The sequence below is a fragment of the Bacillus sp. FSL W7-1034 genome, assembly GCF_038593365.1.
Lineage (GTDB): Bacteria > Bacillota > Bacilli > Bacillales > Bacillaceae > Bacillus > Bacillus altitudinis.
Map to the genome: position 1 here is coordinate 2,597,187 of NZ_CP151989.1, position 15,586 is coordinate 2,612,772.

Consider the following 15,586-nt stretch of genomic DNA (forward strand, 5'->3'; position numbering starts at 1 on the left):
TTTTCAGATGAGATTGAGATAGACCAATATCACCAGTTGGACAACTATTAAAGCAGGCATACCCATTTGAAAGGCAGGATGCTTTGTTTTATGACGGAAATACTGCATGCCAAGAAATGACCCAGCAGCACCAAAAAGTACTGCGGCACTCCATAAGTGCGCTTCTGATATTCTCCATTTGTGTGCTTTCGCCCGGCGTTTATCCTCTCCCATGAGACAAAACCCATAGACATTGACCGAGATGAGCAGCACGATCAGAGCGATATTCATTGATTTCACCTCACATGATGAGAAAAAAGATCACTCCTTGGCGGAATGATCTTTTATATGACTTACTTGTCTAGTTGTGCTTTTGCAGCATCAGCAAGCTGGTTGAATGCGTTTAGGTCATTCACAGCAAGATCAGCAAGCATTTTGCGGTTTACTTCGATACCAGAAAGCTTTAAGCCATGCATTAAACGGCTGTAAGAAAGACCGTTCATACGAGCTGCAGCATTGATACGAGTGATCCATAGTTTACGGAAGTCACGTTTTTTCTGACGACGGTCACGGAAAGCGTAGTTTCCAGATTTCATCACCTGTTGGTTTGCTACTTTATATAATCTATGTTTTGAACCGAAATAACCTTTTGCTAATTTAAGAACCTTTTTACGACGCTGACGCGACACAGTTCCGCCTTTTACTCTTGGCATTGTAATTCCCTCCTATGATTCCTATTCCAGATTACTTGATGTTTGCAAGTTGTTGTTTGATACGTTTGAAATCTCCAGCACTTACGATTGCGCTCTTACGCAATTTACGTTTTTGCTTTGTAGATTTGTTAGCGAACAAGTGACTTGTGTACGCATGAGAACGTTTAAGTTTACCAGAACCTGTTTTTTTGAAACGTTTAGCAGATCCGCGGTGAGTTTTCATTTTTGGCATTGGATGTTTCCTCCCTCTGTTACTTTTACTTTTCGACTTTTGGTGCAAGCATGAGGAACATGCTGCGTCCGTCCATCTTAGGTTTTGTTTCTACTGTTGCTACTTCAGCGCAAGCTTCAGAGAAACGGTCTAACACGCGCTGTCCGATTTCTTTATGCGTAATCGCACGGCCTTTAAAGCGGATAGAAGCTTTCACTTTATCTCCCTTTTCAAGGAATTTGATTGCATTACGGAGCTTCGTGTTAAAATCATGTTCATCGATTGTCGGGCTCAACCGAACTTCTTTTAAGCTAATGATTTTTTGATTCTTACGTGCCTCTTTTTCCTTCTTCTGTTGTTCGAATCGGAACTTACCGTAGTCCATGATTCGGCAAACAGGTGGTTTTGCATTTGCAGCAACTAACACAAGGTCAAGATTGGCTTTCGTAGCAATTTCCAGAGCTTCCTGGCGGGTTTTAATCCCCAGCTGATCGCCATTTTGTCCGATCAAACGAACTTCACGCGCACGAATACCTTCATTAACTAATTGATCTTTGCTAATAGTGAGCCACCTCCATGAGATTTTGAATTGAGTTCACAATTCATTTTGACCATTTCGTTGTATGTTTTACAGGCAAACAAAAAGTGTGGGCATATAAAACACCCACACTGCGAACATTTGCATGAAAAAATAAATGTACGGTCAACCTGTCAACTACAAACATGTGTCAATCAGGTGAGAAGCGGGTGCTTCTGCTTGTGATATCTATTCAATTCGTTAACTATTCTACACAATTTTCATTTGTCCGTCAAGTAACCGAACTCTTGAAACAACTTTTTCATTTTAGCATGACGAAACGATTTGAGCAAGCTTTTTTCAAACAATGCTGCGATTAAAGAATCAATTGCAAGAAGATTGGGATGACAATTACGGTGACAACCCCTACTACCACCACAGCGATACTCGCCATTGCCGCTTCCACTTCCCCCATCTCAATCCCAACAGAAACGCCAAGCGCATGTCCAGATGTACCAAGTGCAAGGCCTTTGGCCACTGGGTTTTTAATCCGAAACAATTTTAAGAAGAAGGCACCTAGCGCATAGACAATCACCGCATTAAAAATGACTGCAAAGGCTGTAATATCTGCAATTCCGCCAATATCTTTTGCAATTGGCAAAGCAATCGCTGTCGTCGCTGCTTGTGGGAGCATGCTTTTCATAACAGCAGCATCAAGATGAATCCCTTTTGCTACTATATAAACAATTGTAATAGAACAAAGTGAGCCGACAAAAATAGCGGATAAAATTTGCCACCAGTATTTCTTCAGCAGTGCTCGCTGCTTATAAAGAGGAATCGCAAACGCGATGGTCGCAGGCTCTAAGAAAAACTTGATAATCTTACCGCCTTCATTATAATCTGCATAGGAAAAACCGCCAATTTTCAAAAACAAAATGCCTAACACCATGGCAACAAATAGCGGGGTGAATAAGAAGAAACCTTTAGACTTTTTAAATAAAAATGTGCCAATCCCAAAGGCCACTAATGAGACGACAATGCCAAAATAAGGACTCATAGTACTTGTACCCATCTTACACCTCTCCTTTAATGCGTAGTTGAAGCTGGTTTATTTGAATGAGAAGGAGTGGATTTGCTCTCCTTTGTCTTTTGTCTCTGCTGTGGTCTTTCTGATAACTGCATCAGAAGCTGAGAGAACAGCCCAGTGGCGGCAAGTAACATAATGGTTGCAATGATAATCACACCCACTACCTGTACCCCTACTTCTTGCATGACACCTAATGATTGAATGACCGAGATACCAGAAGGAACAAATAGAAAACTAATAAGACCTGTCAATGAGCTACCTAATTGCTCTACTTGCTCTAGTTTCACAATCTTTGTTGTTAATAAAATAAATAATAGAACCAAACCAATAACAGATGCTGGCATCGGAATCGGTAAATACATTGAAATGAGATTAGAAACGAACATTACCGTTGCAAAGATAAATGCTTGAGATAGAAATCCATATACTTTTGTGGCACTCATGCCCTTTCACCTCTTTCTTCGACTGCCCTCAGTATATGGCATGAAACAAACAAATGAAGCGTTTACAATAAAACTCACCTAATATCCTGACTGAAATGCAAAAAATGAGGATTGAAATGCAAATGAAAAAAGCCGCCCTATTCTAATAGGAGCGACTTCTTTAGTTCTTTCGCATATGTTCGGCTGACAGGGACGATAGACCCGTCTGTCATATGAAGATTATACGTTGAATTAAACCAAGGCTGCACTTCTTTCATATGAGACGTGTTGACGATATAGCTTCGGTGAACTCTCATAAAATAAGCCTCAGGTAATTTCTTTTCAATGACCACAAGCGGTTCTGTCACCTCATACATATGATCTCTTGTTTTCACAACCTTTTTTCCTTCACTAAGCCCTACATACATAATCTCGTCAACCTGCAAGATCACAATAGACTCATCGACAGAGATCGCTAATTTTTGGTTGTGAGAAAATTTGTCTTCTGAAAGAGACGGCTCCTGCGTCTCAATAGCTTTCCACTTCTTAAACTTTTGCATCGTTTGCAACAGCCGCTCTTCATCAAAAGGTTTTGTTAAGTAATCTAGTGCACTCACCTCAAACGCCTTCAGCGCATATTGATCAAATGCTGTAGCAAATACAATCGCCGGCGGATCAGACATTCGGTTGAGTCTTTTGGCAATATCAAATCCATTCTCACCTGATAAATCGATATCTAAAAAGAGCAAATCGGGCTTATGATCGACCATCCGGTCAAAAGCAGATTCTATATTTTCCGCTTCCTCTATTTGAACATTCTCTTTTGTTCTTTGTAACAAATATTTTAATTCGTCTCTTGCTAAAACTTCATCATCTACAATCAATACCTTTATCAACGAGAATCATCCTTTTTTACATAATCCATTGGAATGCGAAATGAGATGTCAGTGCCTTTGCCGCTATGAATGGATAAAGCAGCTTGCCGGCCAAAAATTCCTCTTAGCCGCTGGTCTAAATTATAAAGTGCTGTACCTGTTCCTTCTTTTGATTCAACTGGCGATTTTAATAATTGAGCCATCTTGTCGTCTTCAATCCCCTGGCCATTATCTGTGACTTTCATATAGACATGCCCATCTTTTATCAAAGCGGATACGATGACTTCACAATTTGTTTGATGTTTAGGAAAAGCATGTCTCACTGCATTTTCAACAAGCACTTGAAGCACAAAGGGAGGGATCATGACCTGTTCCAGCTCTTTTTCAATTTGAAAGGTCACTAGATATTTATTTGGGAATCTCGCTTGCTCCAGTGATAAATAAGCCTCCACATGCTGAATTTCTTTATGCATTGGAATAAGCAGCTGGCGAGCACCTTGTAAATTCGATCGAAAATAAATACTCAGCTGTAGTAGCAACTTCCTTGCCATCTCTACATTCGTTCTACACAAAACGGAGATGGTGTTAATGGCGTTAAATAAAAAGTGCGGATTCACCTGGGCCTGAAGCGCCTTGATCTCTGCATCTTTCAGCAGACGGCTTTGGGTCTCAGCCTCTCCAAGCTCAAGCTGTGTGGAAAAGAGCATCGCCAAACCTTCTGCAAGCTCTTCTTCTACTCTGCTTAATCCGACTGGAGAATTGAAATACATTTTTAATGTTCCAATTGTTTGACCATTAGACGTGAGTGGAAGCACTATGGCTGCTTCAAGCGGGCAGTGGGCGACTGAACAATTGATTTCATCTTTTGAGTGCGCCTTCATAATCTTCCCACTTATCAACACTTGCTTAGACAGTCCTGTAATCAGGCTTTTCGATGGAATATGATGATCAGTTCCATCTCCGACATGTGCTAAAATCTTTTCTGTATCTGTTAAGGAGACAGCATCTGTTTCTGTTAAACGATGAATGATTTCTGCCACACTTTTACATGATTGTTCGTTTAGCCCTTGCCGGAAATAAGGAAGTGTTTGATCTGCGATAGAAAATACTCGATGCGTCTGCATCGCTTTTGCCTGCTCTTCCTGACGAATCACTGACTGTAAAATAGATAAAAAGATAAAACTCCCGATTCCATTCACAAAGATCATCGGCAGCGCAATAATACTCACAAGGCCCCAAGCATCAGCAAATGGCTTCGCAAACAGAAGGATAATGACCATTTGTAAAGATTCCATCGCTACACCAAAAATCGCTGCTTGTCGCGGTGTGACCATTCGATTCTTCCGCTTAAATCGCCTGCCGACATAGCCTGCAATCACACCGGCTAAAATGGAAGAAATTGCACAGCTAAGCGCGGTGCTCCCTCCTAGTGAATAGCGATGAATGCCAGCTAAAAGCCCAGCACCAATCCCTACAAACGGCCCTCCTATTAAGCCGCCCATTTCGATCCCCATAATTCTCGTATTGGCGATAGAACTTGATGAGCCTAAGTGATATGAAAATTCGTGGTTCATCACAATCTGCTGCTGGATTTCAATTCCAGTGTAATTGCTGATGATACTAAAAGAAGCAAAGATAAAGACAAGGATTGCCTTTTTTCGAAACCCTTGATTATGTAGTAAGAGATTGCGAAAGCCCTTGACATGGGCAAGTACAAATCCCAAAATAACGATGATTCCTACACGCTCAATCATCATAATAATTAAATGAAGCAAACCGGCCACCTCAATTGATGTATGTGATATCTACTGTCTATCTATTCTATCATGCACGGTCAATGCTCAAAAATCTCTCAAATCTTTTCTTTATTGCCCTCTCCTTCTATTGTAAAATGAACATGAGCCTGTCACATGCAATTGAGGGTAACTACATACATAACAAGGGAGAAGATCATGAAAGCCGTATTTTTCGATTTAGATGATACTTTGCTTTGGGATGAAAAAAGCATTCATACCACTTTTCAGGAAACATGCAGGGAAGCGGAAAAGAAATATGGACTTGATCCAGAATCGTTTGAACAGATTGTGCGTGAAGAAGCAAGAAAGCTGTACTCTTCTTATGAAACATATGATTATACTGTTATGATTGGCATTAATCCTTTTGAAGGACTGTGGTCTAATTTTAGTGAGCCGATTAGCGAAGGCTTTCAAAAGCTGAACGCCCTTGCACCAGAGTATCGCAAAAATGCTTGGACGAATGGCTTAAAAGAGGCAGGAATTGACGATGAAGCATTTGGTCAATACTTAGCAGATTTCTTTGCAGCAGAGCGCAGAAAACGCCCGTATGTCTATGAAGAAACGTACCCTGTTTTAGAGCGCCTGAAGGGCACTTATGAATTACTCCTTTTAACAAATGGAGATCCTAGTCTGCAAAAAGAAAAACTTGCAGGTGTTCCGGAACTTGCCCCTTACTTTAATGAAATTGTGATTTCAGGAGATTACGGAAAAGGAAAGCCTGATCCTGGCATCTTTGAGCACTGCCTTCAGCTGTTACATCTCACAAAAGATGACGTCATCATGGTAGGAGATAATCCAAAAACAGATATTCTAGGGGCATCTCGCGTTGGCATCCAAACCGTTTGGATCAATCGTCATGGCAAGAAAAATGAAACAGATGTGACACCAGATTATGAAATTAAAGACTTACACGAATTGTTTGATATTTTAAAATAAACCATAGGAAAAACACCCTTCTCCTGATCGAGATTGGGTGTTTTTTCGTTTTCGGCTATACAATTGCTGCTAAACTTTGTGCTTGACGATCTAAGCCGCGTGCTGCTTCTCCTACATTCATGAATTCTTCGCTTGCTTGCTTGACAAGATCCCGGTTTGTAAACACGCTTGTCTTTGCACGGCTTGTTCCGGTGCTGACCTTTTCAACTTCTAAATGGATCGCCTTCACATAACGATCCACCTTTACGATCGCTTCCTTTGAATCTGTCGCAAGCTTACGGATTTCTGCCGCGACGACACTAAAGCCATTTCCATAGGAACCCGCATGCGCAGCTTCTATGGCCGCGTTCAATGCGAGCAGCTGCGTTTGGGAAGCGATACTGTTAATCGTTGTAGCAATTGAGCTGATCGACTCCACCTGCTCTGTTAACCCTTCTAGCAAACTCATGTTTTGATCAGTTTCATTCGCGATATGTTCAAAAGAAGCATTTACACTTTGACTATGCTGGATGCCGATTTCCGCTCGCTCCATTAATTTTGCAGACATATCCTTTAGGTCTTCTACTACCTGCTTCATTGTGTTTTCTCTCTCCGTAATATCTGTTGCTACTTTCACGACAGCCACTACATTCCCCTCTTCATTGAGCACTGGCGTATACGTCGCTTCAAGCCATAAGGTGTCACCGTACTTCGTGATCCGCTGCACCTTTTCCTGAAACACTTGACCATTCTTCAAACGCTTCCAAAACATTTGATAACTTGCGTCTTCTGCAATATGCGGAGGACAAAACTGTCTATGCTTTAAACCAATCATTTCTTCCTTTGAATACTTCATGGCTTTTGCAAAAATATCATTGACCCATAGGACCTTACCTGTGACATCAAATTCAATCATCGCCAGTGAGTGTTCTAACGCTCGAAGAACGGCTGATTGCTCTAATACTTGTGTTGATAAAGTGTTTGTTGTTTGAATCATCGCTTTCATTCCCCCAATTTGCCTCTCTCTAATAGTACATACTTACCCATACTTTCGTACTATCTAAACGTATCATTTGCGTACTTGGATCACTAGTGGAGAATTTTTTTCCATAAGAAAAAAGCCAGCAACCTCAATAGATGAGATCACTGACTGTTTCGTGCGCCTTCATTATTTTTTTGCTTCTGCGACTGCATGTTTCACAAAAGCTTCGAGGTCCATTGTTTCTGAATCTTGTTCCCCATATTTTCTTACATTGACCTCGCCATTTTCTGCTTCTTGATCACCGACAACCAGCATGTACGGAATCTTTTGCATTTGCGCTTCTCTAATTTTGTATCCTATTTTTTCATCACGACTGTCTAGTTCTACACGCAGTCCTTCAAGCTGCAAACGTTCTTGCACTTTTTTCGCGTAATCTAGATGGACAGATGGTGAAACCGGAATGACTTGGAATTGTACAGGTGCTAGCCATGTTGGAAGAGCTCCTTTGTATTCTTCAATTAAGAAGGCAACGAAGCGTTCCATTGTGGACACAACTCCTCTATGAATGACAACTGGACGATGGTGTTTTCCATCTTCTCCGATATATGTGAGATCGAAACGCTCTGGAAGTAAGAAGTCTAGCTGTACAGTAGACAAAGTCTCTTCTTTTCCAAGAGCTGTCTTTACTTGGACGTCAAGCTTCGGACCATAAAATGCCGCTTCGCCTTCTGCTTCATAATAGTCATGTCCAAGCTCGTCCATTGCATCTTTCAGCATAGACTGTGCTTTATTCCACATTGCATCATCGTCAAAATACTTCTCAGTATCTTCTGGATCACGGTAAGATAAGCGGAATGTGTAGTCATTCAAGCCAAAGTCTTGATACACTTCTTCAATTAGGCGAACTGTCCGGATGAATTCGTCTTTGATTTGATCTGGACGAACAAAGATATGGGCATCGTTTAATGTCATCCCGCGAACACGCTGAAGGCCGGATAAAGCACCTGACATTTCATAACGGTGCATTGTACCAAGCTCTGCAATCCGAATTGGTAGTTCACGATAGCTATGCGGTTCATTTTTATAAATCATCATATGGTGCGGGCAGTTCATTGGACGGAGAACAAGATCTTCATTGTCCATTTCCATCACAGGGAACATGTCTTCTTGATAATGCGCCCAGTGGCCTGATGTTTTATACAATTCTACACTCGCAAGAACGGGTGTATACACATGCTCATAACCAAGGCGTACTTCTTTATCAACAATATAACGCTCAATGACGCGGCGAATTGTGGCCCCTTTTGGCAGCCAGAGCGGAAGACCTTGGCCCACCTTTTGTGAGTTCGCAAACAGTTTCAATTCTTTGCCTAGTTTACGGTGATCACGCTCTTTTGCTTCTTCAAGCAGACGTAAATGCTCGTTTAATTCTTCTTTGCTGAAGAAAGCTGTTCCGTAAATACGCTGAAGCATTTGGTTGTTACTATCGCCTCTCCAGTAAGCACCTGCAAGGCTTAACAGCTTGAATTCTTTGATTTTCCCTGTAGACGGCAAGTGAATACCACGACATAGATCGAAGAATTCACCTTGCTCATAAATTGTGACGGCTTCGCCTTCTGGGATTGCTTCTAACAGCTCTAGCTTCAATTCATCGCCAATTGCTTCAAAGCGTGCTTTCGCTTCTTCTCTTGAAACTTCAATGCGCTCAATCGGCAAATTGCTGTTAATGATTTTTTTCATTTCTTTTTCAATCTTTGGTAAATCTTCAGGTGTAATCGCTACATCGATGTCGACATCATAGTAAAAGCCATTTTCGATGACAGGGCCTACGCCAAACTGGACGTGATGCTCTTTTCCATAAATGCGTTTGATTGCCTGTGCAAGCAAATGCGCTGTGCTGTGTCGCATAATATCGAGCGCTTCTTCACTCTTATCTGTGATGATCTCGATTGTTCCACTTTCTAACAGCGGCGTACGCAGATCTATTTCTTTGCCGTTCAATTTACCGGCAAGCGCTTTTTTCTTTAGGCCTGGGCTAATTGATGCCGCGATGTCTTCTGTTGTAGCTGTTTTGTCAAACTCCTTGACTGCTCCATCTGGAAATGTAAGTTGAATTTGTTCTGACATCTCTAGTCACTCCTTTTTTTGGCAATATAAAAACCCCGCCCCCTGGAAAGGGACGAGGTTGAATAAACGGAATCGTGGTTCCACCCTTTTTCCCGTATTTGCAGCTTGCTTTGTCAAAAGCAAATACGGCTTGTGGTTCAATAACGGGAATTCCCGTCAGCTATTACTAAACAGTTCACAGCTGATGTTCAAAGGTGGTAAAGCAAATGGTCCTCTGCTAGGAAGCTTTCAGCCACGGCTTCCCTCTCTTTAAGCGGGTGTTCATTTGTTCATGTCCTTATCAATACGGTCTCTGTATGAAGTTACACCGTATTATAAAACGTTTTTTCGTGAAAATCAAGAAAGCTTTTCACTTTTCTTTTCCAAATGACTAGGAACAAATTGAACATGCTGTTCCTGAAACGAATGAAGAGGGAATACCTCAACTCTTTCTTGAAAAATATTTTGAATGGTTTGCACCATCGAGTGACCTGTATCATCTGTAAATAGGTCAATCTTTTGTGGCGCAATGGATACAAGCGGTGCAATCAACTGCGAATCAATATACATTGGATGCTCTCTTACAAACTGTCTGTCTATGTATTGTTTTTGATCACGCTCAGAAGCGTACCGAAATTCCCAAATCATCAGGCGGTCCTGATGCACAACATGTACTTTTTCAAGCTTAGGTTCTCTTGACATCACATAGTCTCGAAGGGATTGAATAAAGTTTTGATATTCTTGTTCCATTTTATATTCTTCGATGGATACTTCAACATAGTTCTTCAGCCTTCTGTCATACGCTGAGAGCCTAAATGTCATAAATGAACCAATGGAAAAAACACCTTTCTGTAAAGAAATCGTCTCAAGCTCTTTTTTCAACAGATCCTCCCTCGGTGGGTCTTGATGAATTCCAGGAATATCATCTAGATCCCCTTTCATGATGCTATGGGCGATTGAAAGAATTTGGTGCTGCTCTTCTGGATCTTTAAATAAGTATGTGTTTTCAAGGATGCTGCGCATGCGTTCATTTTCTTTGCATTCCAAAAAAAAGTGAATCAGCAATGTCCGCACAATGTGCTCAATGGCTTCTCCTGATTTCTTCGCTTCTATGAGAAGCCGGTCTTTCCCTTGTTGAATCGAAATGTGATGCCGACTGTCCAAGTGTTCAGCAAGATGTAAAAAAGCGGCGGTATCATATTCATCTTCAAAGATTATTTCAAGCATGTTTGTCCCCCCTAACGACATCTGTTACATATATATGGGGAGAACATAAAAAATAGACGCCTAAAATAAATCAGGCATCTTTCTTTTTAAAATCAGTGGCACTGAGATAAAGATCAAATAAATCAAACAAACAATCGCTAAGGCGGCATAATTTCCGCTTACAAAGCTTGATCCAAGGACATTTAACGCCACAGTACCAGGTATTAACCCTAAAAAAGTCGCTGCCGCAAATGCACGATAATTCGCACGTGAAGCTGCTGCAGCATAACTGACAAAATCAAAGTGAATGGGCGCAATGCGTAATAAGAGGATATAAAGAAATCCATGCTCTTGAATACGAGACGTCACCGCTTTTAGCTTCCGATTGCTTGATTCGGTTTCCTGCTTGTTTGAACGGAAGGTTGAGGCAAGCAGGAAAGATCCTGTTGCACCTGCTGTCGCACCAGCTAAGGCATAAATGGTCCCAAGGACACTGCCGAATGCCAAACCTGCTGCTAGCGAAAAGACGGTGAGTGGGACAAGCACAAATGGACGAAAAAGTGATAAGAAAAGAAAGACAAAGGGAGCTAGCATCCCAAATTGAAGAATCCAATTCTTCACATCTTTCGGCGACAGTTGAAAATGCTGTTTGTTGAGCCACCATAGCACAGCAGCTAGGACGCCAATCACGAGGAAAAGCAGCCATTTTCTTTTATTCATTTCATCCGCTCCCCTTCACGTGACCTATCTTTTTATAAATGACGGCGATTTTCCCCTTCAAGCAGAACTGGTTCAGCTAGGTAGAGAATACGTTCCATTAATCGAGCTGCCTTCACCTCTTCTTTTTCCCCGCGCTGTGAGTACGTAAAGTGATGTTTTAACTCATTCGGTGAGAAATTAGAAGAGAAAAAAGTCGGCAGCTGCTCTGCCATGCGGTATTGCAAGATTGTTCCTAAAAGTTCATCTCGTACCCAGCTTGTCATCGACTCTGCTCCGATATCATCAAGCATTAAAATTGGTGTAGATTTGACCATATTCAGCTTCTCTTCGAGTGTATGATCGGCTAACGAATTCTTTAACTCTCTCACAAATTCAGGCACGTATACAAGGAGAGATGGATACTCTTTTACCGCTAGCTGTTGCGCAATTGCTGCCAGAATAAATGTTTTTCCGACCCCAAACTTCCCATGTAAATAGAGGCCTTTGCCCTTACCTGTTTCATCATAACTTTGCAGGAATTGACCTACTTTTTGAATGACTTCTTGTCTTCCAACCACATTTAAATCAGCAAACGTCGCTTGAAGAACATTCTGCGGAATATACATGCTTTTCATGAGTTCTTGCTGTTTTTTCTGTCTATCAAGCCGCAGTTTGACAGGACAAGGGGAATATTCAATATCAATGCTTTGACCTTTGATCACAAGCTTCGGGTGATACCCGTCTAAAATGACATTTACATTCTCTTCCTCTAAGCAGTAAGAACAGCCCTTTGATTGTTGTACATATTCAAAGAGCCTGTTCAAGCTGCGATTGATCATGTCTTCTTGGATGTCCTCTTGATGCTCCTTTAAAAAAGCTTTTACATCTTCATCAGCTAGGACACTTTCTTTAATCTGATTGTATCTCACGCGAAAATCTACCCGTCCTTTTAGCTGATCAAATGAACGACCGATCGGTTTCATCTCCATCTCACCTCACATTAATGTGCATTGTACTTTTTCATATTATTAAACTGATCTAACAATTTTTCTTTTTCTCGTTCGAGGTCCTCTGTAGACAAGTTATCTGTCTGTTCTTTTGGCTGTTCTTTCGTTTCAGCTTCTTTCATCCAGTCAGGCAGTTTCTCCTCGCGGATCACTTTTCCTGATCCATATGATTGACGCTTATTTTTTTGCTGTGCCCATTCTGTCATTTGCCTGTTCTCTTCTTTGGCAATTTTCATAGCAGCTGCCACTGTTTTGATTTTCTTTCGCACCCAGTGGGCGGCGATTTTCTGCATATATGTTTTGGACAGCTTCATATCCGTTTTTAGCAGTGTATAGTAGATCAGGACATTCATGACCCCAGGCTCTAGCTGCTGCTCAAGCATAATATCTTCAACAATTCTTAAGTCTGCATACGTCGGCTCAATGCCATCTGCCATATCTTTTAGAAGCTCTCTAGGCGAAATATGATCAAGCTTTTCAATCAATTTCGCATCAGGTGCATCTGCAGCTGAATTCTGCGTGACATTGTGACGTAAATGTCTTGGCTGTTTTTGATCAATCAGCTTCGGCTGTTCGCCTCTGTATTCAATTTGATACCAGTCTCTCGCTGCTTTTCGCAGATCCTCAGTTGATATCATCTGATCTGAACCACAGGCACCTGCGACAATATTTTGCATTTGCAGCGGGGTGATGCCATAGACGACCGCTAACTTCTTAATTGTCTCTTTCACTTGCTTTGTCAAAGCTTTTCTTGGAATCATCATGTCCGACATGCCTGCTAACAATAGATCAAAATCAAAAGATTCATCTGAAAGCGGTGCAGGCTGACTTGAGCCAACTGTCACATATTCGTAGCCCTCGTCAAGCGATGACGCCTGATTGATTTCCTCTGTCATCTTGCGCTCTCCTGGCTGCAAGACGTGAAACACTTCTTCAAACGATCGGGAGATGTTCTTTGCATCAGCAGGAACTCCTGGATAAGAAAAATAATCACGAAGCTGCATATATTTTGCTTTCTCTACCCGATGATACAAAAGGACATTCAGCATACCGTCTTGGAAAAATTCATCCGGTCTCAGCGGCGGCACGAGCTCATATGTAAACAGTCTGCCTTCTTCCGTTTCCTGTTCATATGTGCGGAGTAATCCGATCGCTTCAAGCTTTAAACGCTCCTCAAAAATATCATTTAAATTCGTTTGCAGCATCACCATCAGCTGACGGTGAGGTGCGGGTTTCCCCCACATTCGATTTTGTTCCAGCTCTCCCCACAGCGTCATGTATAAACTGAAAGCGGACATGCCAATAAGCGGCTGATATAAAAGAGTAATAAGCTGTCTATCGATGTCACCGAGCAATGAAGCGCTTTTGACGACATACGGATCGACGGCTAGCACTTCCTTCCAATGCTCTGTCATATGCTGATCCTCCCTTAATACGGTTGTCTTCATTGTACACTCTTTTTGCGTTTTACGCTTTACGCAGGAAAAAGAGCATGAAGAATCTTCAGCTCTTTTTTAGCGTTCTTTCTTTAATAAATCTTTTAATTCATCAATAAATACATTGATATCTTTAAATTGACGGTATACCGAGGCAAACCTGACGTAAGACACTTCATCAATTTTCGCCAGCTCGTCCATCACCATTTCCCCTACAAGCTCGCTTTTCACCTCTGACATGCCTTGGTTACGCAATTCCTTCTCGATGTTAAAGCAGACATCCTCGAGCTGTTTTAAAGCGACAGGACGTTTTTCACATGCTTTGATGAGGCCTCTCAGCATCTTTTCCCGGCTGAATTCTTCTCGAATTCCTTCTTTTTTCACCACAATCAATGGCAATTCTTCTAATTTTTCAAACGTCGTGAAGCGATATTGACAGCTTTCACACTCTCTTCTCCGACGGATGGACTTCCCTTCATCTACTGGTCTTGAATCAAGCACCCTTGTGCCAAGGTGCTGACATGTGGGACATTTCATTTCATCAGCTCCGATCTCTTCTTGGAAGTTGTTTGTCTAGTTCTTTATAAAGGGACAAAACAGCCTTTTGACTGTAGCCAAAGTCTGTGGGCAGTGCTGTTTCTGTTGTCACATTAAAATCGACAGCTGTTTCAAAAGGACGAATTGAAATGACAGTCGCCACGAGAAAAGCTTTTTTCGGCGTTCGTATGTTTGCGCTGATTTCACCTCGTTCTGCTGAAACAGATGTCACTTGATAGGAATCGTTTCTTGAAAGAACGGCTTCTACCGCTTGGAAAACTTGAGTTTGTGTCGATTTGTAGTAATGGCTTTTCAGCTCTGACACTGGATGATGGTCAGATGTTTCTGTATGATTTGAAATGAATCGTTTGAGCTTTTGTCCTAAAGTCATACACGTATCCCCTTTGTCATAAACCCTCTTCTTTATTTTATAAAAAAAACCTTTGTTTTCCTAGAACAAAAGTATAGACAGGTTGGATCATGCTGGATGTCGTGTATGGAACAAATATAAAAAGGAGCATAACACAAAGGCATTTAATGCTTTTGGCCAGCTCCCATTGCAATCTTTTTTATGTTTACAGTGCTTTGGCTTGCGCCTGTTTCACTTGTACAGGTCCCATGCCTCGAGGAATTTCGATGTTTTCTCTTGTTTCAGCACCTAGTTCATCTCCGATATGATCTGCTGCAATATTCGGATCTAGATCGCCGCAAGTATAAACATCTATGCTCGCATAACCATGTTCAGGAAAGCTGTGAATTGTCAGATGAGATTCAGAAATAATGACAACTCCACTTACTCCTTGAGGTGCAAATTTGTGAAAAGCAACCTCTCTTACTTCAGCTCCTGATTTCAAAGCTGCATTTACAAACGTTTTTTCAATAAAATCCATGTCGTTCAGTTTATCACAGTCGCATCCCCATAACTCGGAGATAACGTGACGTCCGATTGTTTCCATCATGGACCCCCCTTAAACAAGAATGAAAGAGTGAAGTTCTAAGCAGCCGGACCGGACATATACCACGGGGGAAAGTTAGTCCAAAGAGGTCCTAACCCTTTAAGTATACCCGAATGAGTCTGCGAACAAGAAGTTCACGAAA

At 41.6% G+C, this 15,586-nt stretch carries 18 protein-coding genes and 2 other annotated features; of the genes, 1 reads left to right on the forward strand and 17 read right to left on the reverse strand.

Annotated features, from left to right (window positions below):
• Positions 1-3: 3 nt before the first annotated feature.
• From NST73_RS13360 to NST73_RS13395, 8 genes are all read right to left on the reverse strand, one after another.
• Complete coding sequence (locus tag NST73_RS13360) at positions 4-270, reverse strand: DUF1294 domain-containing protein (RefSeq protein WP_096881722.1); 267 nt, start codon at positions 268-270, stop codon at positions 4-6.
• Between the two features lie 62 nt (positions 271-332).
• Positions 333-692: a 50S ribosomal protein L20 gene (gene rplT, locus NST73_RS13365; protein ID WP_007501659.1), complete on the reverse strand. Its 360-nt coding sequence runs from the start codon at positions 690-692 to the stop codon at positions 333-335.
• Between the two features lie 31 nt (positions 693-723).
• A complete protein-coding gene (gene rpmI, locus NST73_RS13370) occupies positions 724-924 on the reverse strand; it encodes a 50S ribosomal protein L35 (protein ID WP_003216324.1) in 201 nt (66 codons plus the stop codon).
• Positions 925-949: 25 nt separating this feature from the next.
• Entirely contained in the window at positions 950-1,465 is a 516-nt protein-coding gene (infC, locus tag NST73_RS13375; RefSeq protein WP_024718649.1) for a translation initiation factor IF-3, read from the reverse strand.
• A gap of 71 nt (positions 1,466-1,536) precedes the next feature.
• Positions 1,537-1,668 (reverse strand) — a sequence feature (ribosomal protein L20 leader region).
• A gap of 128 nt (positions 1,669-1,796) precedes the next feature.
• The gene (gene lrgB / locus NST73_RS13380) at positions 1,797-2,492 is read right to left on the reverse strand and encodes an antiholin-like protein LrgB (protein ID WP_172793272.1); all 696 of its coding nucleotides are present in this window, start codon (positions 2,490-2,492) and stop codon (positions 1,797-1,799) included.
• A gap of 14 nt (positions 2,493-2,506) precedes the next feature.
• Positions 2,507-2,950, reverse strand: coding sequence for an antiholin-like murein hydrolase modulator LrgA (gene lrgA, locus NST73_RS13385; protein ID WP_035391171.1), 444 nt, complete (start codon positions 2,948-2,950; stop codon positions 2,507-2,509).
• A 137-nt stretch (positions 2,951-3,087) separates the two neighbouring features.
• Positions 3,088-3,825, reverse strand: coding sequence for a LytTR family transcriptional regulator DNA-binding domain-containing protein (locus NST73_RS13390; RefSeq protein ID WP_048002761.1), 738 nt, complete (start codon positions 3,823-3,825; stop codon positions 3,088-3,090).
• Positions 3,822-5,579, reverse strand: coding sequence for a sensor histidine kinase (locus tag NST73_RS13395; protein ID WP_041092526.1), 1,758 nt, complete (start codon positions 5,577-5,579; stop codon positions 3,822-3,824). Before NST73_RS13395 ends, NST73_RS13390 begins: the two co-directional genes overlap by 4 nt.
• 177 nt (positions 5,580-5,756) lie before the next feature.
• Here NST73_RS13395 and NST73_RS13400 point away from each other — a divergent pair, with 177 nt between their 5' ends.
• Entirely contained in the window at positions 5,757-6,536 is a 780-nt protein-coding gene (locus tag NST73_RS13400; protein ID WP_342499145.1) for an HAD family hydrolase, read from the forward strand.
• Positions 6,537-6,591: 55 nt separating this feature from the next.
• On the opposite strand, the gene NST73_RS13405 is transcribed toward NST73_RS13400, so the two are convergent.
• The 9 genes from NST73_RS13405 to speD form a co-directional block, all read right to left on the reverse strand.
• Positions 6,592-7,512: a methyl-accepting chemotaxis protein gene (locus NST73_RS13405; RefSeq protein ID WP_342499146.1), complete on the reverse strand. Its 921-nt coding sequence runs from the start codon at positions 7,510-7,512 to the stop codon at positions 6,592-6,594.
• Between the two features lie 171 nt (positions 7,513-7,683).
• Positions 7,684-9,624: a threonine--tRNA ligase gene (gene thrS / locus NST73_RS13410; protein ID WP_342499147.1), complete on the reverse strand. Its 1,941-nt coding sequence runs from the start codon at positions 9,622-9,624 to the stop codon at positions 7,684-7,686.
• 45 nt (positions 9,625-9,669) lie between these two features.
• Positions 9,670-9,917, reverse strand: a binding site (T-box leader).
• A gap of 43 nt (positions 9,918-9,960) precedes the next feature.
• Positions 9,961-10,830 carry a putative sporulation protein YtxC gene (gene ytxC, locus NST73_RS13415; protein ID WP_268356007.1) on the reverse strand — a complete coding sequence of 290 codons (870 nt, stop codon included), beginning with the start codon at positions 10,828-10,830 and terminating at the stop codon, positions 9,961-9,963.
• Positions 10,831-10,890: 60 nt separating this feature from the next.
• Positions 10,891-11,529 (reverse strand): TVP38/TMEM64 family protein, encoded by a 639-nt coding sequence (locus tag NST73_RS13420; protein WP_058336551.1) that lies wholly within the window; start codon positions 11,527-11,529, stop codon positions 10,891-10,893.
• Positions 11,530-11,561: 32 nt separating this feature from the next.
• Positions 11,562-12,491 (reverse strand): primosomal protein DnaI, encoded by a 930-nt coding sequence (gene dnaI / locus NST73_RS13425; RefSeq protein WP_008346034.1) that lies wholly within the window; start codon positions 12,489-12,491, stop codon positions 11,562-11,564.
• Positions 12,492-12,508: 17 nt separating this feature from the next.
• Complete coding sequence (locus NST73_RS13430; protein ID WP_342499148.1) at positions 12,509-13,930, reverse strand: replication initiation and membrane attachment family protein; 1,422 nt, start codon at positions 13,928-13,930, stop codon at positions 12,509-12,511.
• 99 nt (positions 13,931-14,029) lie between these two features.
• Positions 14,030-14,488 carry a transcriptional regulator NrdR gene (gene nrdR, locus NST73_RS13435; RefSeq protein WP_003216720.1) on the reverse strand — a complete coding sequence of 153 codons (459 nt, stop codon included), beginning with the start codon at positions 14,486-14,488 and terminating at the stop codon, positions 14,030-14,032.
• A gap of 4 nt (positions 14,489-14,492) precedes the next feature.
• The gene (locus tag NST73_RS13440; RefSeq protein ID WP_017358264.1) at positions 14,493-14,879 is read right to left on the reverse strand and encodes a hypothetical protein; all 387 of its coding nucleotides are present in this window, start codon (positions 14,877-14,879) and stop codon (positions 14,493-14,495) included.
• Positions 14,880-15,063: 184 nt separating this feature from the next.
• Positions 15,064-15,444 (reverse strand): adenosylmethionine decarboxylase, encoded by a 381-nt coding sequence (speD, locus tag NST73_RS13445; protein ID WP_003216492.1) that lies wholly within the window; start codon positions 15,442-15,444, stop codon positions 15,064-15,066.
• Positions 15,445-15,586 lie beyond the last annotated feature (142 nt).

Bases quoted from the DNA above. Each gene is read 5' to 3' on its own strand.
- NST73_RS13360 (WP_096881722.1), bottom strand. From the start codon at position 270: ATGAATATCGCTCTGATCGTGCTGCTCATCTCGGTCAATGTCTATGGG.
- rplT (WP_007501659.1), bottom strand. From the start codon at position 692: ATGCCAAGAGTAAAAGGCGGAACTGTGTCGCGTCAGCGTCGTAAAAAG.
- rpmI (WP_003216324.1), bottom strand. From the start codon at position 924: ATGCCAAAAATGAAAACTCACCGCGGATCTGCTAAACGTTTCAAAAAA.
- lrgB (WP_172793272.1), bottom strand. From the start codon at position 2,492: ATGGGTACAAGTACTATGAGTCCTTATTTTGGCATTGTCGTCTCATTA.
- lrgA (WP_035391171.1), bottom strand. From the start codon at position 2,950: ATGAGTGCCACAAAAGTATATGGATTTCTATCTCAAGCATTTATCTTT.
- NST73_RS13400 (WP_342499145.1), top strand. From the start codon at position 5,757: ATGAAAGCCGTATTTTTCGATTTAGATGATACTTTGCTTTGGGATGAA.
- NST73_RS13405 (WP_342499146.1), bottom strand. From the start codon at position 7,512: ATGATTCAAACAACAAACACTTTATCAACACAAGTATTAGAGCAATCA.
- thrS (WP_342499147.1), bottom strand. From the start codon at position 9,624: ATGTCAGAACAAATTCAACTTACATTTCCAGATGGAGCAGTCAAGGAG.
- ytxC (WP_268356007.1), bottom strand. From the start codon at position 10,830: ATGCTTGAAATAATCTTTGAAGATGAATATGATACCGCCGCTTTTTTA.
- NST73_RS13420 (WP_058336551.1), bottom strand. From the start codon at position 11,529: ATGAATAAAAGAAAATGGCTGCTTTTCCTCGTGATTGGCGTCCTAGCT.
- dnaI (WP_008346034.1), bottom strand. From the start codon at position 12,491: ATGAAACCGATCGGTCGTTCATTTGATCAGCTAAAAGGACGGGTAGAT.
- NST73_RS13430 (WP_342499148.1), bottom strand. From the start codon at position 13,930: ATGACAGAGCATTGGAAGGAAGTGCTAGCCGTCGATCCGTATGTCGTC.
- nrdR (WP_003216720.1), bottom strand. From the start codon at position 14,488: ATGAAATGTCCCACATGTCAGCACCTTGGCACAAGGGTGCTTGATTCA.
- NST73_RS13440 (WP_017358264.1), bottom strand. From the start codon at position 14,879: ATGACTTTAGGACAAAAGCTCAAACGATTCATTTCAAATCATACAGAA.
- speD (WP_003216492.1), bottom strand. From the start codon at position 15,444: ATGGAAACAATCGGACGTCACGTTATCTCCGAGTTATGGGGATGCGAC.